23 protein-coding genes are annotated in these 22,334 nt (G+C 58.7%); 5 read left to right on the forward strand and 18 right to left on the reverse strand.

All coding sequences use genetic code 11. The features are described 5' to 3' along the window. Positions 1-201: 201 nt before the first annotated feature. The 16 genes from OVA00_RS06765 to OVA00_RS06845 all read right to left on the reverse strand — a co-directional run bounded on the left by OVA00_RS06765 (position 202) and on the right by OVA00_RS06845 (position 15,834). Positions 202-1,572 (reverse strand): MmgE/PrpD family protein, encoded by a 1,371-nt coding sequence (locus OVA00_RS06765; RefSeq protein ID WP_113136166.1) that lies wholly within the window; start codon positions 1,570-1,572, stop codon positions 202-204. A 58-nt stretch (positions 1,573-1,630) separates the two neighbouring features. Further along, positions 1,631-2,560, reverse strand: a complete 930-nt coding sequence (locus tag OVA00_RS06770; protein WP_082584583.1) for a carbon-nitrogen hydrolase family protein — start codon at positions 2,558-2,560, stop codon at positions 1,631-1,633. Further along, a complete protein-coding gene (locus OVA00_RS06775; RefSeq protein WP_268088392.1) occupies positions 2,560-3,207 on the reverse strand; it encodes an RraA family protein in 648 nt (215 codons plus the stop codon). Before OVA00_RS06775 ends, OVA00_RS06770 begins: the two co-directional genes overlap by 1 nt. Before the next feature lie 33 nt (positions 3,208-3,240). Next, positions 3,241-4,101 carry a TauD/TfdA dioxygenase family protein gene (locus tag OVA00_RS06780; RefSeq protein WP_060643750.1) on the reverse strand — a complete coding sequence of 287 codons (861 nt, stop codon included), beginning with the start codon at positions 4,099-4,101 and terminating at the stop codon, positions 3,241-3,243. A gap of 122 nt (positions 4,102-4,223) precedes the next feature. Then, complete coding sequence (locus tag OVA00_RS06785) at positions 4,224-5,312, reverse strand: ABC transporter ATP-binding protein (RefSeq protein ID WP_089045655.1); 1,089 nt, start codon at positions 5,310-5,312, stop codon at positions 4,224-4,226. Beyond that, positions 5,309-6,112 carry an ABC transporter permease gene (locus tag OVA00_RS06790; RefSeq protein ID WP_113136167.1) on the reverse strand — a complete coding sequence of 268 codons (804 nt, stop codon included), beginning with the start codon at positions 6,110-6,112 and terminating at the stop codon, positions 5,309-5,311. Before OVA00_RS06790 ends, OVA00_RS06785 begins: the two co-directional genes overlap by 4 nt. Positions 6,113-6,127: 15 nt before the next feature. Then, positions 6,128-6,937: an ABC transporter permease gene (locus OVA00_RS06795; protein ID WP_246802053.1), complete on the reverse strand. Its 810-nt coding sequence runs from the start codon at positions 6,935-6,937 to the stop codon at positions 6,128-6,130. An 80-nt stretch (positions 6,938-7,017) separates the two neighbouring features. Continuing rightward, positions 7,018-8,058: an ABC transporter substrate-binding protein gene (locus OVA00_RS06800; protein WP_060643746.1), complete on the reverse strand. Its 1,041-nt coding sequence runs from the start codon at positions 8,056-8,058 to the stop codon at positions 7,018-7,020. 216 nt (positions 8,059-8,274) lie between these two features. Continuing rightward, positions 8,275-8,523: a hypothetical protein gene (locus tag OVA00_RS06805; RefSeq protein WP_268088394.1), complete on the reverse strand. Its 249-nt coding sequence runs from the start codon at positions 8,521-8,523 to the stop codon at positions 8,275-8,277. A gap of 276 nt (positions 8,524-8,799) precedes the next feature. After that, entirely contained in the window at positions 8,800-9,237 is a 438-nt protein-coding gene (locus OVA00_RS06810; protein ID WP_034800191.1) for a type II toxin-antitoxin system VapC family toxin, read from the reverse strand. Further along, complete coding sequence (locus OVA00_RS06815) at positions 9,234-9,500, reverse strand: AbrB/MazE/SpoVT family DNA-binding domain-containing protein (RefSeq protein ID WP_034800189.1); 267 nt, start codon at positions 9,498-9,500, stop codon at positions 9,234-9,236. Before OVA00_RS06815 ends, OVA00_RS06810 begins: the two co-directional genes overlap by 4 nt. 378 nt (positions 9,501-9,878) lie before the next feature. Next, positions 9,879-11,171, reverse strand: coding sequence for an amidohydrolase family protein (locus OVA00_RS06825; RefSeq protein WP_268088395.1), 1,293 nt, complete (start codon positions 11,169-11,171; stop codon positions 9,879-9,881). Then, complete coding sequence (locus tag OVA00_RS06830) at positions 11,168-12,109, reverse strand: ABC transporter permease (protein ID WP_268088396.1); 942 nt, start codon at positions 12,107-12,109, stop codon at positions 11,168-11,170. Before OVA00_RS06830 ends, OVA00_RS06825 begins: the two co-directional genes overlap by 4 nt. A 1-nt stretch (position 12,110) precedes the next feature. After that, entirely contained in the window at positions 12,111-13,160 is a 1,050-nt protein-coding gene (locus OVA00_RS06835) for an ABC transporter permease (protein ID WP_060529687.1), read from the reverse strand. Further along, positions 13,150-14,790 (reverse strand): ABC transporter ATP-binding protein, encoded by a 1,641-nt coding sequence (locus tag OVA00_RS06840; RefSeq protein WP_210339701.1) that lies wholly within the window; start codon positions 14,788-14,790, stop codon positions 13,150-13,152. Before OVA00_RS06840 ends, OVA00_RS06835 begins: the two co-directional genes overlap by 11 nt. A gap of 18 nt (positions 14,791-14,808) precedes the next feature. Beyond that, entirely contained in the window at positions 14,809-15,834 is a 1,026-nt protein-coding gene (locus OVA00_RS06845) for a BMP family protein (protein WP_268088397.1), read from the reverse strand. A 521-nt stretch (positions 15,835-16,355) separates the two neighbouring features. Here OVA00_RS06845 and OVA00_RS06850 point away from each other — a divergent pair. Next, positions 16,356-17,510: an amidohydrolase gene (locus OVA00_RS06850; RefSeq protein ID WP_268088398.1), complete on the forward strand. Its 1,155-nt coding sequence runs from the start codon at positions 16,356-16,358 to the stop codon at positions 17,508-17,510. Positions 17,511-17,626: 116 nt separating this feature from the next. Beyond that, a complete protein-coding gene (locus OVA00_RS06855) occupies positions 17,627-17,908 on the forward strand; it encodes a hypothetical protein (RefSeq protein ID WP_063979503.1) in 282 nt (93 codons plus the stop codon). Positions 17,909-18,126: 218 nt separating this feature from the next. Here OVA00_RS06855 and OVA00_RS06860 read toward each other — a convergent pair whose 3' ends face one another. Next, the gene (locus OVA00_RS06860; protein ID WP_060643738.1) at positions 18,127-19,020 is read right to left on the reverse strand and encodes a nucleotidyltransferase and HEPN domain-containing protein; all 894 of its coding nucleotides are present in this window, start codon (positions 19,018-19,020) and stop codon (positions 18,127-18,129) included. Positions 19,021-19,171: 151 nt separating this feature from the next. Between OVA00_RS06860 and OVA00_RS06865 the strand changes: the two genes are divergently transcribed. Both OVA00_RS06865 and OVA00_RS06870 read left to right on the forward strand, forming a co-directional pair. Further along, a complete protein-coding gene (locus tag OVA00_RS06865) occupies positions 19,172-20,131 on the forward strand; it encodes a LysR family transcriptional regulator (RefSeq protein WP_268088399.1) in 960 nt (319 codons plus the stop codon). A gap of 167 nt (positions 20,132-20,298) precedes the next feature. Continuing rightward, positions 20,299-21,003: an autoinducer binding domain-containing protein gene (locus OVA00_RS06870; protein WP_246713211.1), complete on the forward strand. Its 705-nt coding sequence runs from the start codon at positions 20,299-20,301 to the stop codon at positions 21,001-21,003. Positions 21,004-21,350: 347 nt separating this feature from the next. Here OVA00_RS06870 and OVA00_RS06875 read toward each other — a convergent pair whose 3' ends face one another. Further along, on the reverse strand, positions 21,351-21,719 hold the full coding sequence (locus tag OVA00_RS06875) for a hypothetical protein (protein ID WP_060529683.1): 369 nt from the start codon (positions 21,717-21,719) through the stop codon (positions 21,351-21,353). A 93-nt stretch (positions 21,720-21,812) separates the two neighbouring features. On the opposite strand from OVA00_RS06875, the gene OVA00_RS06880 reads away from it, so the two are divergent. Next, entirely contained in the window at positions 21,813-22,334 is a 522-nt protein-coding gene (locus OVA00_RS06880) for a hypothetical protein (RefSeq protein ID WP_112984679.1), read from the forward strand.

Below are 22,334 nucleotides of genomic sequence, written 5' to 3' on the forward strand. Positions count from 1 at the left end.
ATTTGCGTGTCGCCTAAGGACCAGTTCACGATGACGCTTGATAGCAGCGAATGACTAGAGAATTTGGCTGCCCGCATTCTTCGCTGAGGTCGCTATGCAGGCCAGGGGGAAGGACCGTGGGGACTCCCGTCCCCAAGGCGTTGATTTGCGGTTGCAGGCTTAGCTTGCGAACAAAATGTGTCATGTCGGTATATGCCGGTATCAGCTGACCAATACGCGAAGGAGCGTCCGGAGCGATCCCGCCTTATCCAGCGCGTACACCTTATCAATGGCTTCGCAAGCACCGCTGTCTCCCACGACCGGGCTCGCAAGTCGCAAGAACTTACCCTCGAGAGCTGATTTCGGCATGGGGTTACTTGCCTCTCCCTCCGCAACGTCCACGTGCCTTTCGAAGATTTGTCCGTCGCGCAACTGTAACCAAGCGCTTGCGGCGTGAGCGCCTCGAGGCGAGGCGTGGCTGGTATGTGGCCTGAGCTCGATACTGTCTTGAAACCGCCCGGCGATCTCGTCATGAAGCCAATCATCCACGAACCAGTCGGGACCGGGCTCGACGCCGAATACGGCCATGGCTATGGCGTGCGGTGCGCTGAACTGTGCTGCCCACATGTCCCGTGGACGCACTTTGCAAAATGGCGGTTCGCACACGATCGGAGGCGCGGTCACGATCAGCTTGGCATGCAAGCCGTCGGCAGGATCAATGCCGGCCATACGGATGACGTCGCGGCTGGCCTGGACACTGCTTAGGATGAGTCGGCAGCAACTGAATGGCTTGAAGCCAACCCGAAGAATTTCGTAGGCGTCCCCCAAACCTTTGGTCAGTTTATCGAAACGGCACTCGTCGGCGCCCGCCATCCGCCAGAAACCTGTCTCACCCTCGAAGACATCCAAAGGCCCCTCGTAGCCGGCAGCGGCAAGGCGTGCGGCCAAGACTCCCATTTGCGCGGCCATGCCGAAGTTGTTCTTCGCCATCGAAGGCGCGTCTCCGTAGACGGTCTTCATGACGGACGCTACTGGCGCATTCGCAGCAGCGATCGCGATGGCATGCGCCGCTCGTCCGGCGTCGAGACGCATGAGTCTCGCGGCCGCGGCTGCTGCACCGAATATCTGCCAAGTCCCATGGCCGTGAATCGCCTTTCTGGGCTGGACGTGAGCCAGTGAGATGCCAACGCGGCAACTCACCTCATAGCCGATGATCACGGCCGCGAGGAATTCTGTGCCTGAAGACTTCGTGTGCTCAGCGACCGATAAGGCTGCCGCAATCACCGTGGCTCCGGGATGGCCCTTCTCGTAGATGTCGTCGAAGTCGAGCGCATTGATCAAAGTGGCCTTGACGAAGGCGGCCGCCGCCGGTTCGGCACAGCCACTGACAGGTCCGCCGGAGGAGGGTGCGACCTGGCTGTCCCCCCGTAGGTTTCTCAGCATTCCAGCCGTGGGCAGCTGGCGCCCACCGAACAAGCAGCCAAGGGAGTCCAGAAGGCAAAGCTTGCTCCTGTCGAAAACGTCGCTCGGAACACGAGCGAGTGCTTCCTCGGCGATGTAGCTGCCGAACGTTTGCGTGATGAAAGCGGTCATATCTGTGTCCGATTACCCGACGATGGCGATTGGCGGTCCATTTTCAGGTGCGCGTTGTCTACGTGCTACTAGAAGAAATTGGTGCCCCGAAGGTCTGCGCAGAGGAGCTGCAGGAGGAATTGCAACGATCACTGCGCCTGCAACCTCGGTCGACGCGTGCCTGATCGACAAACGAAACCTTGTGTGACGCGGCGGGAATGAGCTTGCGGACTACCCCCACACGGTCGAGATCGAGGTGTGCGGAAACCACACCGACCTGATCGACGGCGCGGGCTACAACCTGTCCCCAGGGGTCGCAGACGAGAGAGTTGCCGTAGGTGAAACGGCGATCTCCGTCCGCTGCAGTGTAGCCTCCCCACTGACCACAGGCGACGAAATAGACTTGGTGCTCGATCGCGCGTGCACGGCAGAGCACTTCCCAGTGGTCCTTTCCCGTCTGTAACGTGAAGGCCGCGGGCAGAATGACCACATCGACGCCGGCGTCTGCAAGCGCATCAAAGAGCCGGGGGAAGCGAAGGTCGTAGCAAATCGCACAGCCGATCCTGAAACCGCCGGATTCGTAGACGAACAGGCTTTCTCCGGGCGCAACGGTGGCGGATTCTCGATACATCTTGCCATCTGGCGCCTCGATGTCGAACAGGTGAACTTTGCGGTAGCGGCCGACCTCGTTACCTTCTGGGTTAAAGACGACCGTTGTGTTGTAGATCTTCGAACTCCCATCGACCCTTTCGAGCAAGCTGCCGCCGTGGATCCAGACCTTTTGCCGGGCGGCGAACGTCTGCAACATGCGATAGGCGTCGCCGCCCGGCATATGATCAGCCGCCGCCAGTTTCTCCGCCACCGTGCCGCCGGACCAGTCGAAATGTTCCGGGAGAACGATGAGATCTGGTGTATCGCGTGTGATTGCCTGCAGCATCAGGCTCTCGGCCGCGCGTAAATTGCTGTCGCGGTCGGGTTGGGAGTTCATCTGGACGAGGGAAATCTTCATTATACGATCCGATCCAGTTCGAAGATGGAATGGCCGGCCTCAAGGTAGGGCCGGAGCTTAAGGGAACGCTGTTGGCGCTCGAGGGCGACGTCCGCGATGCAGCGCATATCGGACGGATCGGCAACGAAGACACCCTCCGTATCTGCTAAGACCGCATAGCCGGGCAGCACGGCCGCCCCGCCGCATGCGATCGGGACGTTGATCGCGCCACCAATCTGGTGCCGGCGGCTGGTCGTCTTGGACGAGACTCCGCGACACCACACCGGGAAGCGGCTGGCGCGGATCTCGTCGATGTCGGTGCAAGGACCATCGACGATAATGGCGACAGCGCCACGCGCTCGGGCAGCAGCAACGACACCGCCGCCGACGCAGGCGACGTCGTCCCGGTCGACCCGGGAGATGACGAGAACATCTCCCGGGCGGAGCAGATCGATTGCCGTGTAGATGACGGCTCCATCACGGCCGGGCGCGGCGACCGTGACTGCCGTTCCAATTGCCTTGACCGGAAAGACCGGCGCAATTCCTGCCCCAACAAATCCAAGATATTCGAAGTGGCCGATGGTTGCGGTTTCGACTCCCTCAAGCAGGGTTCGCAATGCGTCCGGAATCGCTTGCAGCTGTTTTTCGATCTTGTAAGGCTGGGACATCGATGAACTCCGATCTGCCCTGTGGTTCACAAATCAGACCGGGCGCTCGCCGGATGTCGTCGTCCGATGCATAATCCGGATCGTGTTCGGGTCGAATGAATCGCGCCGGTGCATCGTGCAACGGTTGTCCCACATCACTATGTCGCCCACGCTCCATTTCTGGACGAAGACTTCCGGCGTGTTGGTGGTGTGCTCCCAAAGCCTTGAGATCAGGTCGTTGCTTTCATCGAGCGGCAAGCCGACGATCCACGCCCCTTCCGACGTCCCGCCAAGATAAAGCGCTTTGCGGCCCGTCTCGCCGTGGCTCCTGACCAGCGGATGAACGACGCCGCTCCACTCGCGAAAATCCGCGCTCGTCGGTTCGCCTTTCCCGAGGCGCAATTTTCCCGTTTTGTCGTAGACGTTCTGGAAGAAGATCTGCCGCCCCTCAACAGCACTGCGTAGCTCCTCGGGGAGCGTTTCAAAAGCCTGGTAGGTCGACAGGAAATACGTGTCTCCGCCGGAAGCGGGAACCTCGATCGCCCTGAGGATGGCGCCGGCGGGCGGGCGTTCGTAGAACCATGTGTCCGTGTGCCACGTCGCCTCGCTGTTGCCGAGCGCGCCGCCCGGCTTGCCGTCCTTCATCACATTGCTGATCACCAGAATTTCGCGATGGATCGGGTGTCCGCCTTCCTGTAATTGCTTGGGATGGATGACGAAATCTCCGAAGTGACGGGAGAAGTCGACCTGCTGCTGGTCTGTGATATCGGTCGCCCGAAAGCGAATGACGCCGTATTGCAGCCAGTAGGATCGAACTGCCGCAATGTCCGCGTCGTTGTAGTCGGAGAAATCGAACCCGACGATATCTGCGCAGACGTTGCTGTCATTCTGGATTGCCGAAACTCTTGTTTTCATGTGTGTCTTCGCCTCTGTGTGGGAAGATCCCGGGCTCGGGATCACATAGAGCTTAGCGGAGTGATAAGTCGGCATTCCAATATCAATTCGTTTGCATTAATATTGGAATACAATGAATGTCACTATTGCTCCAGCAGTTGGACAGCGGAATGGGCGATGGCGAGGTCTACGCGGCAGCCGGCCGAGAGCTTCTCGAGACGGGTCGAGCGGATCATGGACTTCAATGTGATCCCGCCATCGACGAGCATCCAGGCCTCGAGATAGGCGCCCAGATTGACGACCTTTTGGACGGTTCCCGTCAGGCGGTTTGCCGGTTCGTCGAGGGCCCCTGCCGCATCTGCGAGCCTAACGGCCTCCGGTCTGATACAGCAGAAGCGCACATCGTCAGGATCAACGTCCTCTGCCGGCTCGGCGGTGAGCACCGCCTTTCCCGCGCCGAGGGAAACCTTCAGCTTCCGATCGGCCCCGGTCTCTGCGGATGCCGGGAGGATATTGGACTTGCCTATGAAATCTGCCACGAAGGAAGTTCTCGGGCGGCCGTAGATATCCGCGGGCGCTCCTTCCTGCGCGACCACTCCGCCATGCATGACTATGATCCGATCGGACATGGCCATCGCCTCTTCCTGGTCGTGTGTGACATAGATGAAGGTCATGCCGAGATCTTCCTGGATCTCTTTCAGCTCGACGCGCATCGCTTCCCGGAGTTTAAGGTCAAGGTTTGAGAGCGGCTCATCGAGAAGCAGCACCGACGGCGAGGGCGCAATCGCCCGGGCGACCGCGACCCGTTGCTGTTGCCCCCCTGAAAGTTCCTTCGGATAGCGATCCTCAAAGCCCTCAAGATGGACACTCTTCAAGGCTCGTGAGACACCGTCGGCGATTTGCTCGCGGGGCCGGCCCTGCATCCTTAGGCCAAAGCCGACATTCTGGGCGACCGTCATATGCGGGAAGAGTGCGTAGTTCTGGAAGACCAGTCCGATTTTCCGGGCTTCCGGCGGGACGCCTTGCTGATCGCGGCCGCGAATTCGGATTTGTCCGCTCGAGGGCGCTTCAAATCCGGCGATCATATTGAGGGTCGTCGTCTTACCACATCCGGACGGACCAAGAATGCTGACGAATTTTCCCTTAGGGATGGCAAGGCTGATATCGTCGACGATGCGGTTTGCACCGAACTGCTTGCTGACGGAAAGGAGTTCAATATCGATGGTGGTCATTTGCTACCCCCGTGGAATTGGGCGGAGAAGCCGCCGATCTTTTCGAAAAGGATGATTACGCCAAGGATGAAGAGGAGTGATGTGACATTCACGGCCGCAAGCACCGGATCCAGGCTGTATTCGAGATGATTGATGACGGTAATCGGAAGTGTCGTCTGACCGGGTCTGACCAGGAAGACGGAGAGCGGGATGTTGTTGAAGGAAATGATGAAGGCGAAGGTCATCCCCGAGAAGAGGCCGGAGCGGATCAGCGGTAACAGCACGTATCGGATCCTCTGCGTGACGCTAGCGCCCAATACGCGTGCCGCGCGGTCCAGCCGCTTGTCGAAACCAAACATCGCCGTGGCCGCCATGCGCACGACGTAGGGCAACGTCAGAATGATGTGAGCCATGACAAGGCCGGGTGTCCCTAGCAGGTCGTAAAGTCCAACCGAGGACAGGAACAGGACGACGGCCACGCCCTTGACGATTTGCGGGACCGACATGGGTGACAAGAGGAACGCCATGATGGCGGTATGCCCCGGACATTTTGCGTAGGCGACGCTGTAAGCTCCAAGGACGCCGAGCAGTCCGCTAGCGAGCGATACGATGACGGCAAGTTCGACGCTGAGTAGAAACGGATCGAGCCAGCGGCTAGTCCATAGTGCCGCGTACCATTGAAAGGTCCATTCGCTTGGGATGAACGTCACAGCCGAAGTTGGACTGAAAGAGGCCGCAACGACGACCACCAGCGGAAGAGTGATAAAGGCAAGGATGGCGACAAGCGCCATCCTGAACAGATATGTGAGCAGTCGGTTCATCGGAGCCTCCCGAAATTAAAGGTGAAGTTTTTGGTGGAGGCGCGACTCCAGCTTGGATCCGACGAAGCCGGCGGCCAGCATCAGGATGAGAAGAACGTTCGCCATGACCGCCGCGAAGGGCCAATCGAGATAGAACAGCACCTGCTCGTAGACCATTGTGGCCATGACTTTGAAACCAGCGCCGCCAAGGAGGGCCGGGGTCGCATAGGCGCTTGCGGCCATGGTGAAGCCAATCAAGAAGGAGCTTACGATTCCTGGCACGGAGAGCGGCAGGATGATGTGCCGGATTACAGCAAGACGTGACGCGCCAAGAATTTGCGCAGATTTTTCCAGACTGGGGTTGATACCCTGGAGGCTCGTCAGAAGCGACAGCACGCCAAATGGCAGGATGACGTGAGTAAGCCCAACCACGACGCCGAGAAGGTTTTTCGACAAAGGCAAGGGTTCCGTGATCAATCCGGTCCACATCAGCGCGGAATTGATAAACCCGCGATCTTCAAGAATGATGAGCCAGCCATAGGTGCGAAGCACGACCCCCGCCAATTCGGGCGCAATGGCAAGCGCGAAGATGACCGTTCGCCAGCGCGACGTGGCGCGAGCCAGATAGTAGGCGAGGGGATAGGCTAAGACGGTCACGCAGAGCGCAACGAGGCTGGACATCACGACGGTGCGGGCCAGGCCAGCAAGGACAAGGTCGTTGCTGAAGAAGCGGCTGTAGCTCGCAAGTGTCGGGCCGCCCTCCGTTTGACTTTGAAAGCTGATCCCGATCATCATGCCCATCGGTATCGCGAAGAAGAGCACCAGGACGAGCGACGGCGCGACCATCGGCAGAAGTCCCTTGGCAGGGGCTCCGGCGGGCGGGGGCTTTGTCGGAGTGGAGCAAACAATGACGGCCATGATCTACCTCACTTGGCCGCCGCGACGACATCACGTTCCCATCGTTCGCCCCAGGCGGAGAGCCGTGTTGCGACCGCCGCGAGATCGGGCAACAGAAGGGCCTTGAGATCGGCTTCGGTGGTGATCTGCTTGGCGCGGATATCGGCGGGCACCTCGATGTCGATTCTGCCGCTGCCGACCTTGTAGCCGGTGACCCATGCCTCCTGGCTGGTCTTTTCGAGAAAGAAGTTCACGAACTTGAGAGCTGCGTCTCGGTTCGCCGCGTGCTTCGGGACGTTCAGGGTTGCGACCAAGGGGATAGAGCCTTCCTTCGGCAGAACATAGTCGACCGGCAAACCGCTATCGACGAGCAGCTGCGCGCGCCCGTTCCAGAATGGCATCGCCCAGACGTCGCCCCCTTTGAGGTACGTTTCCATGACTGAGGATGACTGCTCAAAGCCGATCGACTGTCCGGCGAGCTTGGCCATGGCGGCAAAGCCGGGATCGACGTTCTCGAGCAGATCTCCACCATGGGCGACCGAGAAGATCTCCATCAGGTAGGCGGCCATCACGTTTTGGAATGTCGGCAGAATGATTTTGCCCTTGAGGCCATCATCCAAGAGCGCGTTCCAGGAATTTGGACGCTCTGCCAGCTTGTCCGTCCGATAAAGAAGCGAGAGATACTGTACTTCGTGAACCGCGCCGCAGGGGCCAGCAACGCCGGCAATCACCGACGACAGACGCTCAAGATTAGGAACCTCCTCTGGTGAAAATTCCTCAAGCAGGCCCTCCTTGCATCCTTCGAGCGATTGGGAAGCGGTCATTACGACGACGTCGAAGCCAGGGCGGCCATTGGTGGCCTTGATCTTGGCGTAATCCTGGGAGGCGGAACCGACGGCGTCGTAGATTACCTTTATCCCGAACCTGGCCTCGAAAGGCTCAATGATCCGCTCCCGAATGATGGTTTCGTACGGCCCGCCATAGCTGTTGACGATGAGCGTTTCGGCGTGGCCGTTCGCAGCCAAAACCATTGATACGATCGCGGGCGCGCACAGCGCAGTGTACCTCATGACGATCCCCTTTGTTGGTGTTGTCGGTACGGTGACATTGCGCCAGCCAGTCTTGCGATCTCCAATATTGATTTCCCGGTATTGATACGGAAATCATATCAATCGTGTTGCATTCGCTGAGCTGGCGGACGGCGTGAAGCGGATTCGGTCTTGAGGGCCTCAAGCTCTATGAATCCGCGCTTGGGTTTATACGCGCTGCCACAGGCAGCCGCTCTGTCACCCCGGCTGGCAGATTTCGTTGATTAGGCGTGGATTGGCTTTCAGGGATTTGAAGATATGAAGCCAGAACCGGTAATGGCTTTCGCGATTGAGATCCCTGGCCTCGAATGCGCGCTTGGCCGCAGCGGTCACGGCGTCGCAGCCGTAAAACTCCATCGCAAGTTCCACAGCCGCCGCCACCGCGACGTCATTTTGCGGACCCGCCTCGTTTGACGGTTCCAGTACATTCTTCAAAGGCTTCGACATGGCGACTCTCCTGTGAGAGTCCGGCGAGGAAATGTGGCCGGACGGTCTCACAGCGAAGATCGCGTCGTCCGGAAGCACACGGTGCCGCTCATATCGAACAGGTTGAATCTTAGCTTACTTCCCGCCCTGGGAGAAGTCCAAAACTCTGCGCTGAAATCTTTGGTCGAGCTTCTTTGAAGTTTTCGGGCTGACGCCCGAGATGATCTGGCTCCTGTGCAAGCTGTTAAGCGGCACCGGCATTGCGGATGCTGGAGCCTTGCCTAACTTGATCATCTCTCAGTTGGAGGCACCCCTAAGTTGCTTTGAGGTCGCGTCCAGCCAGTTTTCAACCCGAAGGTTGGGAATGCGCGTGAACTCACGGGCATTGGCTGTGACGAGGACTGCTCCTGCGGCACAGGCATGAGCAGCGATCAATAGGTCATTTGGGCCGATTGGTTTGCCTGCAGCTTCCAACTCAGTGCGGATGTTGCCGTACTTGGCATCGGCGGGCACGTCGAGCGCGAGCACCAGAATGCTTTCTAGAAGGGCTTCGATTTGGGCCAGCAGCTTCGGGGAACCCTTCTTGGCGCATCCATAACGCAATTCTGCCGCCGTTATGATGCTGACGCAGATTGCCTCCGACCCGACCGCCGCAATACGTTCAGCGACCTGCCCTCTCGGGTTCCGAGCCAACTCGGACACGATATTTGTGTCCAGCATGAAAAGGTTGCTCACAGGTCGATTTCCTTGGCGGGCAACAAAGTCTCGTCAATATCTGGGAACTGATCTTCAGGCCCAAGAGGATCCAGACCTGCCAAGACTTCCAGCAGGTTCTTGCGACGCAGCGGCTCTATTATAAGCCGATCCCCGTCGCGATGGATCATCACTCGATCGCCGGGAAGCTCAAAGTCAGCCGGGATGCGAACAGCCTGGCTCTTGTTATTCCGGAAGAGCTTAGCTTCCCTCGCAGGAGGTTCGTTGTGTCTAATCTGCGGCATAAAACTCTCCTCTGCATATACATTTTGCATATACACACTGACAAGCGAGATTTCAAGTGAGAGCTTGACTGTCGGTGAAAGGAAGGTTTCCTGCAAACAGGATCAAGGCCGTGATAGCAGCCAAACTCGATCTCATGCGACCGGGGCAAGGTGGCAAAGTGTTGTGGCGTTCTGGTGCGGGAACAGATCGGTCTTCCGGTCGCGATCGAGGGATTTCGGAAAGCACTGCTGCAGCGCAAAGCCACGCTCGGCGACATTGCCAACCAGGCCGAACGTCGTGGTGTTGGCATCGTGATCTGCCCTATCTGGAGGCGCAGGCCGCCGATGTTTAGGAAAGTCAAAGATGTTGGCGCTTCGGTGCGCGGGTGCATGTGCATATCAAAACGCTTGCATTGGCACAATGTGACGGCGGTTGATGGTCGCGGGACGGCCCTTAATGGACAGAGTCGTATCGCGCTTTTCGCGTTCTGCCACGACCTTGCCCTTTGCGACGACACAAAGCCGCTCGGCACGCAGGCGAACCGCCTCGATGGGGTTGCCCGCATGGAGTACGACGAGGCTTGCGGATTTGCCCACGGCTAGACCGAGATGATCGAGGCCCATAATCTCGGCATTGATCTTGGTGACCATGTCGAAGCAGGTGCGCATGTCTGTGGGCGAGGACATCTGGGCGACGTGCATTCCCATGAAGGCGACGTCGAGCATATCGGCTGTACCGAGGGAATACCAGGGATCGAGCACGCAATCCTGACCCCAACCGGTGCGGATGCCGGCCTTCAGCATCTCGGGCACTCGCGTCAGGCCACGGCGCTTAGGGTAGGTGTCGTGGCGCCCCTGAAGCATGATGTTTATGAGTGGATTGGGGATCACTGAGATGTCGGCTTCCGCAATCAGCGGCAGTAGCTTCGAGACGTAGTAGTTATCCATCGAATGCATCGATGTAAGGTGCGAGGCAGCTACCCGGCCTTGCAGGCCGAGCCTCTGGGTCTCATAGGCAAGCTGCTCGATATGGCGCGATAACGGGTCGTCCGTCTCGTCACAATGCAGGTCGACCATCAGGCCGCGCTTTACCGCGATCTCGCATAGTTCGGTAACGGAACGCGTGCCGTCGGACATGGTCCGCTCAAAATGCGGAATGCCACCGACGATGTCGACGCCCATGTCGAGGGCGCGGATGGTGTTTTCGCGAGCATTCGGCGAGCGATAGAACCCGTCCTGCGGGAAGGCGACAAGCTGGAGGTCGATATAGGGGGCGATCTCCTTCTTGACCTCTAGCAGTGCTTCCACCGCAAGAAGGCGGTCATCGCATGTATCGACATGGGTGCGGATAGCGAGGAGACCCATCGAGACCGCCCAGTCGCAATAAGCTAGCGCCCGCTGCTTGACGGCCTCGTGGGTCAGGAGCAGCTTGAGTTCGCCCCACAGCGCGATGCCTTCGAGCAGCGTACCTGAGGCATTGATACGTGGCAGGCCGTAGGACAACGTTGCGTCCATATGGAAATGCGGATCGACAAAGGGCTGACTGACGAGGTCGCCCGAGGCGTCGACGACACGACCAGCCTCGGCATCGATGCGTGGCTCGATCGCGGCGATCCTATCGCCCTTGATGCCGATGTCGGCGACGTTGCCATCGGGTAGCGTGCCACCTTTTACGATCAGGTCAAAACTCATCTTTCGCCTTTCTGGTACGGGATCATCAAAGCTTTAGGGTATGCGGCACGACGTGCGACCAGGATCAGCGCCAGGATCGACAGCGCATACGGCATCATCAGGAAAACCTGATAGGGCACGATGCCGCCCGAAATTTGCTGCAGACGAACCTGATAGGCATCGAAGGCGGCGAAGAGGATGGCGCCGATCAGTGCCTTTCCTGGCCGCCAGGAGCCAAAGACGACGAGTGCGATGCAAATCCAGCCGCGTCCATTGATCATCTGGAAGAAGAACGAGTTGAAAGCCGAGGTGGTGAGAAAGGCACCGCCGACCGCCATTAACGCGCTACCGACGACAACGGCGCCCATGCGGATGCCCGTGACCGAAATGCCCTGCGCTTCGACCGCTGACGGATTTTCGCCGGCAGCACGAACGGCGAGACCGATGGGCGTGCGATAGAGGATCCAGGCAACGGCTGCAACCGAGATGAATGCGAGATAGGTCAATGGCGTCTGGGTAAACAGCGCCTCGCCAACGACCGGGATGCTGGATAAGCCCGGGATCGGCAGGGGCTGGAACGGCTCGATTTTGGGCGGCGACGTCACTTCGGGCAGCGCAAGGCGATAGACGAAATAGGTAAGGCTTGTGGCAAGTAGCGTAACACCGATGCCGACGACGTGCTGCGACAGTCCGAGTGGTACCGTAAGCGTCGCATGCAGCAGGCCGAACATGGCACCGAAAAGGGCAGCGACCAGCAAGCCGGCCCAAAGATCGCCGCCGGAATATGCGGTAAACCAGCCGGCGAAAGCGCCTACCGTCATGATCCCCTCGATGCCGAGGTTAAGAACGCCCGCGCGCTCGCAGATCAACTCGCCCATCGTCGCGAAAATCAGCGGAGATGCTATGCGGATTGCGGCAACCCAGAAAGAAGCGGTGAAGAGGATTTCGAGCGCGTCCATGTCACCTCCACCTGATTCGGAATCGCGTCAGAAGGATCGCGACAACCATCGTCAGTAACGAGGTGGCGACCATGACGTCGGCTATGTAACTCGGTACCTTGGCCACTCGGCTCATGGCATCTGCGCCGACGAAGATGCCGGCGACGAAGATGGCAGAGGCGATGACGCCGAGCGGATTCAGCATGGCCAGCATAGCGACGACGATGCCCGCGTAGCCGTAGCCTGGCGACAGGTCGAGCGTCAGGTTGCCTTTGAGCCCGGAGACTTCGGAAAAACCCGCGAGAGCGGCCAATCCTCCCGAAAGCAACGCCGTCTTCATCAGAGTGCGGTCGACCAGAATTCCGACAAAACGTGCGCCCTCGGGATTGATGCCGACGGCGCGCATTTCGTAACCGAGAACCGTCTTTTTCATGACGATCCAGATGAGGACGGCCGAAGCAAGGGCGATGATGAAGCCATAGTGCAGGCGCTTGCCCTGGATAAGGCGCGGCAGTTGTGCTTCGGCAATGACCTTCTGCGATTGCGGCCAGCCGAGCCCCATCGGATCCTTGAGCACACCTTCGAGCAGCATCGACACGAACAGCAGGACGATGAAGTTAAGCAGCAACGTTGTGACCACCTCGTCGACGCCGAAACGCGTCTTCAGCACGGCTGGGCCGAGCAGAAGCAACGCGCCTGCGGCCATGACGGCGACCATAATTACCGGGATTAGAACAACCGAAGGCAGGGGCAGTGCGCCCGTTCCCAGCGCCACGGTGACGACGCCACCGATGTAGAGTTGGGCTTCTGCGCCGATGTTCCAGAGCTTTGCCCGAAAGGCGACGGCGATCGCCAAACCCGTGAAGATCAGTGGCGTCGCCCGGGTCAAGGTCTCTAGGAATGCGAACTGTGAGCCGGCCGCCCCCTTCGCCACAAGATAGAAGACGGACAGTGGGGAAGCGCCGGCGGCGAGAACCAGTACCGACGTCAGCACCAGTGTGGTGCCTATGGCAGCCAGCGGAAACAGCAAGGTGATCGCCAGGGACAGCGCGGGTTTCGGTTCAAGCCGCATGATCGCCGCGCTCCCCGCTGTGGCCCGCCATCAGTTCCCCCAGTTCCCGAATGCTGCGTTCGCCCCTTGCAGAGGGTGTGGAAAGGCGCCCCTTGAACATTACGAAGATGCGGTCGGACAATGCCAGGACTTCTTCGAGATCTTCCGAAATGAGCAATATCGCGGCGCCCCGATCTCGCGCTAAGAGCAGCATGCGATGAACATAGGCGACGGCGCCGACATCGAGGCCGCGTGTCGGCTGACTTGCCAGGATGACCGCGGGGTCGGCATCAAGGGCCCGGCCGAGAATGAGCTTCTGCATGTTGCCGCCTGAGAGTAGGCGTATGCGTGCTTCGGGCGAAGGGCATTTGACGTCGTAGTCGGCAATGAGTTTCTCTGCGAAACGCCCGGCGGCTTTCCAATTCAGGAAGCCCATGCGGCTGAACCGAGGGCTTCGGTAGCGTTCGGCGATGACATTTTCCGTCACGCTCATGTCGCCGATGCTGCCGATAGCGTGGCGGTCTTCCGGAATGCGGGCCACGCCATGTGCGAGCGCGGCGCGCGGCGACCAGTCGGCGACGTCCCGTCCAGCGATGGAAATGCTGCCGCTGGTGGGACGCCGGATGCCGGCTATAAGGGCAGCAAGGACAGCCTGACCATTGCCGGCGACGCCGGCAATTCCGGTGATTTCACCGGCTGTAAGGGTGAGCGATACTTTGTCGAGGCCCGCCCCGTTGTAGGCCGTTGCGGAGACCTGTTCGAGTGCGAGCAGCGGTGCTCCGAGCTTCAGCGGACTGACGTTGGCTGGCTTGACCTCTTTTCCAACCATGAGCGCTGCCAGTTCTTTGCGATCGGTCGAACCTGTTTCGCGCTCACCGACGAGCTGGCCGGAACGCAGAACCAGCACACGATCGCTCACAGCCATCACTTCGTGTAATTTATGAGAGATAAAGATGATCGACAGGCCTTTGGCGACGAGCAGCTTCAGCGTCCGGAACAGTGCCTCAGTCTCGGCGGGGGTTAAGACAGCCGTCGGCTCGTCCATGATTAGGATTCGGGCTTCGCGATAAAGAGCCTTTAGAATCTCGACGCGCTGTCGCTCGCCGACTGAAAGGCTGGAGACGGTAGCTGTGGGGTCGACGGCGAGGCCGAAATCGGCGGACAATCGCTCGATGCGCCGTCGCGCGGCGGCCCGGTCGAGCCGCAGGCGCCAAATGCTCTGCGTGCCAAGCGCAATGTTTTCCTGCACCGTCATGTTGTCAGCGAGGGTGAAGTGCTGGTGAACCATGCCGACGCCGGCATCTATGGCAGCGCGCGGATCTCCCGGCGGCAGCGGCTTGCCAAATGCCTCGACGGTTCCTTCGTCGGCGACGTAGTGGCCGAACAGAATGTTCATCAGAGTCGTCTTGCCGGCGCCGTTCTCCCCGAGAAGTGCTATGACTTCGCCCTGCTTGAGTTCAAACGAAATGGCGTCGTTAGCCCTGAGTGGGCCGAAGCGCTTGCTGATGCGGGAAAGACGAAGGGCGGTTTTGCTAGACACGTCGGCGACCGGAAGAGGAGTTGTGGGGACTTCCTTTCCCGTCCAAGGAGAGAATGGTCGCTGTTGGCGAAGTGTAATTCCTGGTCCGCCACAGCCGACCACTTCTCCCATGAACGCGAGGAAGGAAGGCTAGGTCGACTTCGGCTCGGCGTCGTTGATCTCGACGGCGAACGAACCGTCCTTGATCATCTTTTCCTTTTCCGCGACCTTGACCTTGATGGCGTCCGGAACCTTGCTCTCAAAGGTGCCGAAAGGCGCCAGTGAACAGCCGCCGTTTTTCATGAAGGAATAGATGCCATAGTCGTCAGCCTTGAACGCGCCGGCCTTCACTTCGCTGATCGCCTTGTCTAGCGTCGGTTCGAAATGCCACAGTGCGGATGCGACAACGGTGTCCGGATAGTCCGCCTGGGTATCGATGACATTGCCGATGGCCAAGACCTTCTTCTCCTTGGCGGCGTCGGACACACCAAAACGTTCAGCATATAGCAAGTCCGCACCCCCATCGATCTGGGCGAAAGCGGTCTCTTTGGCCTTTGGCGGATCGAACCATGAGCCGATGAAGGCGACCTGGAATTTGGTGTCCGGGGCCACTTCCTTCACGCCGGTCATGAATGCATTCATCAGCCGGTTAACCTCTGGGATCGGATAGCCTCCCACCATGCCGATGTTCTTGGACTTCGTCATTGCGCCGGCGACAAGGCCGGACAGATAGGATGCGTCCTGGATATAGTTGTCGAAAACTGAGAAGTTCGGAATAGCGGCGTCGGGCTTGAAGCTCGAGCCCATCAGAAAGGCGACATCCGGGTAGTCTTTGGCAACCGTGCGGGCCGCATCCTCGACGCCGAAGACCTCGCCAAGGATCAACTTGTGACCCGCCTCGCAATACTCACGCATGACGCGCTCGTAATCGTTGTTCGCGGTGTTTTCCGAATAGACATATTCGATGTCGCCGCGCTCCTTGGCTGCATTCGCTGCCTTGTGGATACGACTGACCCACTGCTGCTCGACCGGAACGGTGTAGATGGCCGCCACCTTTATCGGATCCGCAGCGAGCAGACGGCCCGGCAGACCCGTCGCCGCCACCACGGCGGAAGCGCCAGCAGCTTTGATCAGGGTTCTTCTGGAAATGGCAAAATTGAAGGAATCGCTTTGCATTAAGTTCCCCTCTGATTGATTGCGCGTTTGGCGCGCGTCTTTTTTACCACTTGGTCAATGTAGGGGAAGTTGGAGTTTGCAGCAATTGGGGTGTGGTACGCCATTCAACCGGATATGACGCAGCTTGCGCGACAAGCTCTGTGCAGTCTGAAGAAAGACGTGTCGCGTCTGAAGCCGCTAACCGATCATTCAACGCGACAAGTTGGAGGCCTCACTTGAAGACCGAGAGCCGTGCGTACTTTGGGCGCAGTTTCGAGCAACCGGTTTCTTGGTTGCGACCTGGGCGAACAAGTTCCAGTGCGACCGGCAAAGCAAGTGTGAGATCGGGCTGAAGTCGATCCACTGCAGCTGTGTCCAACGACGTCTTTCGCGCTTCTCTTTCAATAGCGAAGATGGTCTAAGGTCGTGGCTGGGAGACTTTTGAAGGGGCCAGGTCACCAGGATCATGCGTTGTCCAGAGGCATGAGCAGTGGAGCCGGAAACTGGAGCTTCTATCCTGATAAAGAAGCGGAGGCGCGTGAATGTTTCTGATCGACCGTGAACTTGAGGCGCTCACCGTTTTTCGGCGCGAGCTGCACCGGCGGCCGGAAGTCTCGGGCGAGGAGTGGGAGACGGCGGGTACGATCGTAAAGGGTCTGGCCGAGACGAAACCGGATGCGGTGATTACAGGTCTTGGCGGGCACGGAGTGGCGGCGATCTATGAGGGCCGAGAGCCAGGGCCGACGGTGATGGTGCGTTCCGAGCTCGACGGGTTGCCGATCGAGGAGATCTCGGAGATCGGCCATCGCTCGAAGATCAAGGGCAAGGGGCATCTCTGCGGCCATGACGGACATATGACGATCCTGATGGCGCTGGCCAAAGGGCTTGGACGCGAGCGCCCGGCGAGAGGCCGCGCGATCCTGATGTTCCAGCCGGCGGAGGAGAACGGCGCGGGTGCCGCGGCCGTGCTTGCCGATCCGAAATTTGCTGACATCAAGCCGGATCTGGTCTTCTCGCTGCACAATTTTCCGGGATTACGCTTTGGCCATGCGGCGCTGCGCTCAGGACCGGTCAATTGCGCCTCGCGCGGCATGCGGATTTCGCTTTCCGGCAAGACCGCGCATGCCTCGACGCCGGAGGACGGCATTGCGCCGACCTTTGCGATGGCCGCGTTGCTTTCCGGGCTGACGGCGCTTGGCAACAACGGGCCGCTTAACGAGGATTACACGCTGGTCACGGTGACACATGCGCGGCTTGGCGAGGCGGCCTTCGGCATCAGCCCGGGCTATGCGGAGATCTGGGCGACGCTGCGCACACTGACCGACGAGCGCATGGCCGATCTTGTGGCCCGTGCCGAGGCGCTGGTTGCGAAAGAGGCCCGTGCTGCCGGGCTGAAGGTCACGATCGGCTACGAGGACGTGTTCCACCAGTGCAGCAATGCGGAACGCGCCGTGACGGCGCTTGGACGGGCCATGGACGAGGAGGGCGTCAGCCGTGACCGCGGCGAGGGCGTGCTGCCAATGAAGGGTTCGGAGGATTTCGGGCTTTTCGGGCGCGTGGCGCCAGCGGCGATGTTCTTCCTCGGCGCTGGCGAAAACCACGCGCGGCTGCACAATCCTGATTATGATTTTCCCGATGGCCTGATCGGTATCGGCGCCAAGGTGTTCATGCGGGCGATCCGCAACGAACTGGGGTGAGGGCGCCGGACGGTCGCTTGCACGGCGGGCGCCGTGACGGCACTCTCTCACAGTGCGCAGTTTCGGCCGAGAGCCGTTTCACGTCGCGCCGGATGTACGCTGAGAAGGAGCAGGGGATGAGGCAGTTCAACATTCGTGTCGCGCTTTGCCTGGCGCTTGCCATCGCGGGGATGACCGCCGCTCAGGCGGCGGATACGCCGGCTGCCGATGCTGTTCCTGAGCCGCAGCAGACCGAGAATGCCAGCCTGCAAGACTTCATCAAGGCCAATCCGGATTGCCTGGAATTCACCGATCAATGCTCGCACTGCGTTATCGTTAATGGCATTGCCGAATGCTCGACGGCGGAGATTGCCTGCATCAAAGGAGAGAACCAGTGCACCAGGCGCATCGCTAATTGATGCATCCTGCAAACAGGACGACTATCAGGACCTCGTTGGGCGAAGCCTTGAAGCGCGGCAACATAGACACTGCACAAAGATGGGGCGCCGACGGCAGGGACGTCTCGGGCATGGTCGAGGGCGCCTTCGGACGGCACGATCCCGAGGTTGATCGCGCCCTGATCTCATTTCAACGCATGCCGTGCCGAGCTGTAGGTATGTGGGAGCTGGGCTGAGCCCTATTCCAATTCCGCCAGCCGCTCCTGACAGATCATCTCGACGAGGCGGAGGAGATGCTCCGTCCGCTCGAGAAGCCAGCCGAGCCCTTCCTCGGTGATCTCGAAGTGCTTCGAATAACGTGCTTTCACATAGGCTTCGTTGAGAACGTTGTACCAGGCGGTAAAGCGATGCTGGTCCCGCGGCCAAGCCTCGACGAGCCGCTGGTCGCGATCCTCGGCGAGACCGCGGAGAAATTTGAGGTTGTGCGACGGCGGGCTGTAGTTGGTGAGGACCAAGAGAACCGCCGCGTACGATTGTTCGATCGCTTGGTGCAGTAGAAAAGCCGCTTCTTTGAGGTCGTGTTCCCTGACGCAGAACGTTGCGGTCTTTAAGAAGACCCTCGCGTGAGGTATCCGGTCATCGAAATACTCCTTGGCAAATCGAAACGCATCAGCTGGGGAGAGCCGTTTCGGCTCGGCCAGCGGCCGGTCGTCGAGTTCGTAGAGCACGATGCCCTCGCGCAGAATATCGACGAAGAAATATTGTCCGTCCGCAAGGAAGTTGTTCACCTCCCGGGCGCCATGGACGATCAGCCCAACCGGCGTCGAGACCCCCTTGTCCCACATCAGACGGTCGGTAGCCTTATCCCAGTATTGCGGTTCTGCGAGCTTCTTCGAATTGACAATGACGAGGATATCGTAATCGGAGCGATAGCCCTTCATCGTATGCGGTTCGTCAACAAAGGTGCCGCGGGCGTAGGAGCCGAAGAGGATGATTTTCAGGATCCGACCGCGCTTCTTGAAGTCGGCCGAGCCCCCCTCGAGTGCATCGGCAAACTCCTCGTGAATGATCTCCACGACGCGCGCAAGCTCGCGCTGCTTCTTCTCGGGAAGATGTTCCAGGCTCGTTTTCATACTCAACCGATAGGATAAAGACGATTCGCCGTCTACTGCAGCAATTTATGGGTTTCGTGTTATTAAAAAATAACAGATTGATCTAACTCCGCGATTAATGGATGATATGTGTCCTTGTAGACTGGCTTGCGTGGATGCAGAGGACAGGCGAATGGAATTCCGTCAAATGAGATGTTTTGCAACCCTGGCCGAGGAGTTGCATTTCGGGCGCGCCGCGGCGACGCTCTCCATGGCGCAGCCCGCCCTTAGCGTGCAGATACAAACGCTGGAAAAGGAGCTCGGCGTTCAGCTTCTCATCCGCTCTACGCGTCGTGTTCAACTGACAAAAGCCGGCGAAGTTTTTTACGAGCGGTGCATCAATGTTCTGCGGGAGATCGAAAACAGTTCCGCTATCGTCCGGGCCGTTGCGGGCAAGAATGTCGATCGGATCACCATCGGAACCATATATCCCGCGACCTTCGGTGTCTTGCCGCTTTTTCTGAACAAGCTCGGCAAGCGATTTCGCGATATTCAGATCCACGTGAGCAGTGGTTCCACCGATGCAATCATCCGCGACCTGGAGAAGGGCCGTATCAACCTTGGCTTCATCCGGCCGGTCGAAAACATCGGATCGCTCCGTTGGCAGAGCATCGCCAACGAACGATATCTTCTGGCGGTGCCACTTGGCAGCCGGCTTGAGACGGCGGAGACCGTCACAATGAGCGATCTGAAACGGGAACGGATCATCTCCTTTTCCCGCTCAAATCTATCTTACACGGAAAAGTACTTCTTCGAGCAGTTCAGAAAATTTGGCCTTCTCGATCAGGTTGCCTGTAGTTGCGACGACACGCTCTCGTTGGTTTCGCTGGTTGCGGCCGGGATGGGCGTAGGTTTCGTGCCGGAATGGACCAGAGATTTGCCCCACCAGTCGTTCCGGCTTCGGGAAGTGGAGGGGCTGGATTTTACGATCGGCATGGGGCTTGCTTGGAACAAAGAGGACCCGACCGCGAACCGTGAAGAGATCGTAGAAATTGCCCGCACGCTGGCGGCGGCATCAAGATCCCTTAAAGCTGTGGGCGACGACACCGGAAGAAACAACACCAAGCGCCCTCTGCCGGCGCACGGCGAGTAGATAGGTAGGTGGCAGCGTAGGCCGCCAGAGTTTGGCGACGACGGTGCTTGGACCTTCAAGGCGAGTTGTGACAAGCACAAACTCGCCGACTGCTTCCCAAAAGGTCCAGAATATCGCTGGTCCGAGTATTGTTTCAGTAAGACGAGAGGGCAAAAAAGGAGGAGAAGGTGAAGAGCTGGTTCCAGAAGCTAACTGATGTTTCCACCGTGGCGCGCACCAAGGAGATGTTCAATGAAGCGCTCACCGAGCTCGCGGAAGAACTCGGCTTCGAGTATTACGCCTACCTTAATCTTCAACCAATCGGAACATTCGCCGTTTCGAATTATCATCCCGAATGGCAGGACTGGTACTTCGCCAACAGCTTCAACGAGATCGATCCCGTAATCCAGATTGCAAGGGCGACAATGAAGGCGTTCACCTGGTCTTCTGAAAATTCAAGGACTGTCAGATCGAGGCGCGTTCGGCAGTTTTATTTGGATGCCGCCGGTTTCGGTATTCGGTCGGGGATCACCATTCCAGTCGCGACTGCGTTCAGGCGTATAGCAATGCTGACCATGGCCTCACACAAGCCTTCCCTCTCGCTGAAAGGGGATGTCGATCCGGTAGCGGCCGCCATGGCGGTCGCCCAGCTTCATGTGCGGATCGAGCAAACGAACATTGAGCCTACAGCAAAACCGAGCATTGCCTTGACCACCAGACAGGCGCTTATGCTCAAGTGGGCGTCCGAGGGCAAATCCATGAGAGTAATCGCCGACATCGAGAACATGAGCTACTGGAACGTAAACTTCCACATGAATAATGCGCGCAGGAAGCTCAATGCCTACTCGCTTCCGCAGGCGACGGCTCTGGCGACGAAGCTAAAGCTGATTTGAAGCTCAGGCGCATCGCTGCCAAGCATCTGAAGTCGAGGTTTTGAGGACTGCAGATGGAACAGCACTGGCGCAAGCACAAGCTGCGACCGCTACTGGAAGAGCTGCGGCGCACGGCCAAGTGAATAAAGTACCTCTTGGGAACTTTCCTGTAAGTGAAAATCGCGATGCAGGCATTCGCCCGACGACCGGCGAAGAGCAGATCTGGATGCCGAGTTGAACTTTCGGCCCCAAACTAACGCCTTCTTGGAAGGTCGCGAAGGCGCTCGAAGTTGCTGCGCCGAGTGGTCAGCGTGCCGGCCGGTTCAACGCCGCCGTCGCATGCCGTCGTTAGTGTCGTAAAAGAATCACTAAGTTCCAGGTTTTTGCTGCTCGGGACTTAACCTCAGGCGATCGAAAACGTCCGGGCAGAACTCAAACTGCCTCGCAGTTCCTCGTCCCATCGAGTTCTTCACAATCGTTTCGGTCAATATGCCCCGCTCAATGAGAGGATCGATTGATTCCGCCACAGCATTGCGCGTCAAACCGGTAATTTGGCTTATATTCGAGAGCGTTAGCTTTTCATGGTTTTGATGCATCATATAGAGCACCGTCATCATTCCGACCTGCTTCAAACGCGATTGCGGCGTCTCTCCCTCAACCGGTTTGTCGAAAACTTCCTGCAGAGCGTAAGCCGAAAACAGCTGGCTCTGCCAATGGGCATTGAGTGCGCTTGTCATTTTTTATACTGTCATATATATGATGGTAAAACGCGTCGCGAAATTGCGCCGCTGTTAGGATTGCGCACAATCGCTTCAGTGAAGGTGGTGGTCATGAATAAGTCTCTTGCACGGGCATTTGTCGCTGCAGCCAGTCTAGCGCCATTCTGTCTTGTTTTCGAGAGTAAAGCGCGAGCGGCTGAATGGGGGTGCCAGGTTATCCTGTGCCTTTCCAATCCGAGCGGTCCTACGCAATACGCGGAGTGCCGGGCGCCAATCCACAGGCTCTGGCGTGCGCTTGCAAGAGGGCGCTCCTTTCCCACCTGCAGCGGCGTTGGGTTTCAGACCTCGCGGCCGCGATACGACCCCTACTACTGCAATGACGGTTATCGCCTGACAACGCGGTATGGAGACCACGGGCTCGAAACGAGTTGTATCTCGACTACGCCACAGACCGTCTCGAACGCTGAATGCTACTCCAACGATGATCGGATGAACTCGTCGGCAGCGTGGCGGCGGAGAGACGGCCGTACACAGTGTCAGCGCTATGTGACGACTCGACCGAACATCCGCCCCCAACCCCATTACATCGACGTGATCATCGACGGGGTTGGCAAGCAACGAGTGTGGTACTGA

This window comes from Ensifer sp. SL37 (genome assembly GCF_026672675.1).
GTDB classification, from domain to species: Bacteria; Pseudomonadota; Alphaproteobacteria; order Rhizobiales; family Rhizobiaceae; genus Ensifer; species Ensifer adhaerens.

Excerpts from the sequence above, each read along its gene's own strand:
- OVA00_RS06765 (WP_113136166.1), bottom strand. The coding sequence starts at position 1,572 with ATGACCGCTTTCATCACGCAAACGTTCGGCAGCTACATCGCCGAGGAA.
- OVA00_RS06770 (WP_082584583.1), bottom strand. The coding sequence starts at position 2,560 with ATGAAGATTTCCCTCGTCCAGATGAACTCCCAACCCGACCGCGACAGC.
- OVA00_RS06775 (WP_268088392.1), bottom strand. The coding sequence starts at position 3,207 with ATGTCCCAGCCTTACAAGATCGAAAAACAGCTGCAAGCGATTCCGGAC.
- OVA00_RS06780 (WP_060643750.1), bottom strand. The coding sequence starts at position 4,101 with ATGAAAACAAGAGTTTCGGCAATCCAGAATGACAGCAACGTCTGCGCA.
- OVA00_RS06785 (WP_089045655.1), bottom strand. The coding sequence starts at position 5,312 with ATGACCACCATCGATATTGAACTCCTTTCCGTCAGCAAGCAGTTCGGT.
- OVA00_RS06790 (WP_113136167.1), bottom strand. The coding sequence starts at position 6,112 with ATGAACCGACTGCTCACATATCTGTTCAGGATGGCGCTTGTCGCCATC.
- OVA00_RS06795 (WP_246802053.1), bottom strand. The coding sequence starts at position 6,937 with ATGGTCGCGCCGTCGCTCGTCCTGGTGCTCTTCTTCGCGATACCGATG.
- OVA00_RS06800 (WP_060643746.1), bottom strand. The coding sequence starts at position 8,058 with ATGAGGTACACTGCGCTGTGCGCGCCCGCGATCGTATCAATGGTTTTG.
- OVA00_RS06805 (WP_268088394.1), bottom strand. The coding sequence starts at position 8,523 with ATGTCGAAGCCTTTGAAGAATGTACTGGAACCGTCAAACGAGGCGGGT.
- OVA00_RS06815 (WP_034800189.1), bottom strand. The coding sequence starts at position 9,500 with ATGCCGCAGATTAGACACAACGAACCTCCTGCGAGGGAAGCTAAGCTC.
- OVA00_RS06825 (WP_268088395.1), bottom strand. The coding sequence starts at position 11,171 with ATGAGTTTTGACCTGATCGTAAAAGGTGGCACGCTACCCGATGGCAAC.
- OVA00_RS06830 (WP_268088396.1), bottom strand. The coding sequence starts at position 12,109 with ATGGACGCGCTCGAAATCCTCTTCACCGCTTCTTTCTGGGTTGCCGCA.
- OVA00_RS06835 (WP_060529687.1), bottom strand. The coding sequence starts at position 13,160 with ATGCGGCTTGAACCGAAACCCGCGCTGTCCCTGGCGATCACCTTGCTG.
- OVA00_RS06840 (WP_210339701.1), bottom strand. The coding sequence starts at position 14,790 with ATGGGAGAAGTGGTCGGCTGTGGCGGACCAGGAATTACACTTCGCCAA.
- OVA00_RS06845 (WP_268088397.1), bottom strand. The coding sequence starts at position 15,834 with ATGCAAAGCGATTCCTTCAATTTTGCCATTTCCAGAAGAACCCTGATC.
- OVA00_RS06850 (WP_268088398.1), top strand. The coding sequence starts at position 16,356 with ATGTTTCTGATCGACCGTGAACTTGAGGCGCTCACCGTTTTTCGGCGC.
- OVA00_RS06855 (WP_063979503.1), top strand. The coding sequence starts at position 17,627 with ATGAGGCAGTTCAACATTCGTGTCGCGCTTTGCCTGGCGCTTGCCATC.
- OVA00_RS06860 (WP_060643738.1), bottom strand. The coding sequence starts at position 19,020 with ATGAAAACGAGCCTGGAACATCTTCCCGAGAAGAAGCAGCGCGAGCTT.
- OVA00_RS06865 (WP_268088399.1), top strand. The coding sequence starts at position 19,172 with ATGGAATTCCGTCAAATGAGATGTTTTGCAACCCTGGCCGAGGAGTTG.
- OVA00_RS06875 (WP_060529683.1), bottom strand. The coding sequence starts at position 21,719 with ATGACAAGCGCACTCAATGCCCATTGGCAGAGCCAGCTGTTTTCGGCT.
- OVA00_RS06880 (WP_112984679.1), top strand. The coding sequence starts at position 21,813 with ATGAATAAGTCTCTTGCACGGGCATTTGTCGCTGCAGCCAGTCTAGCG.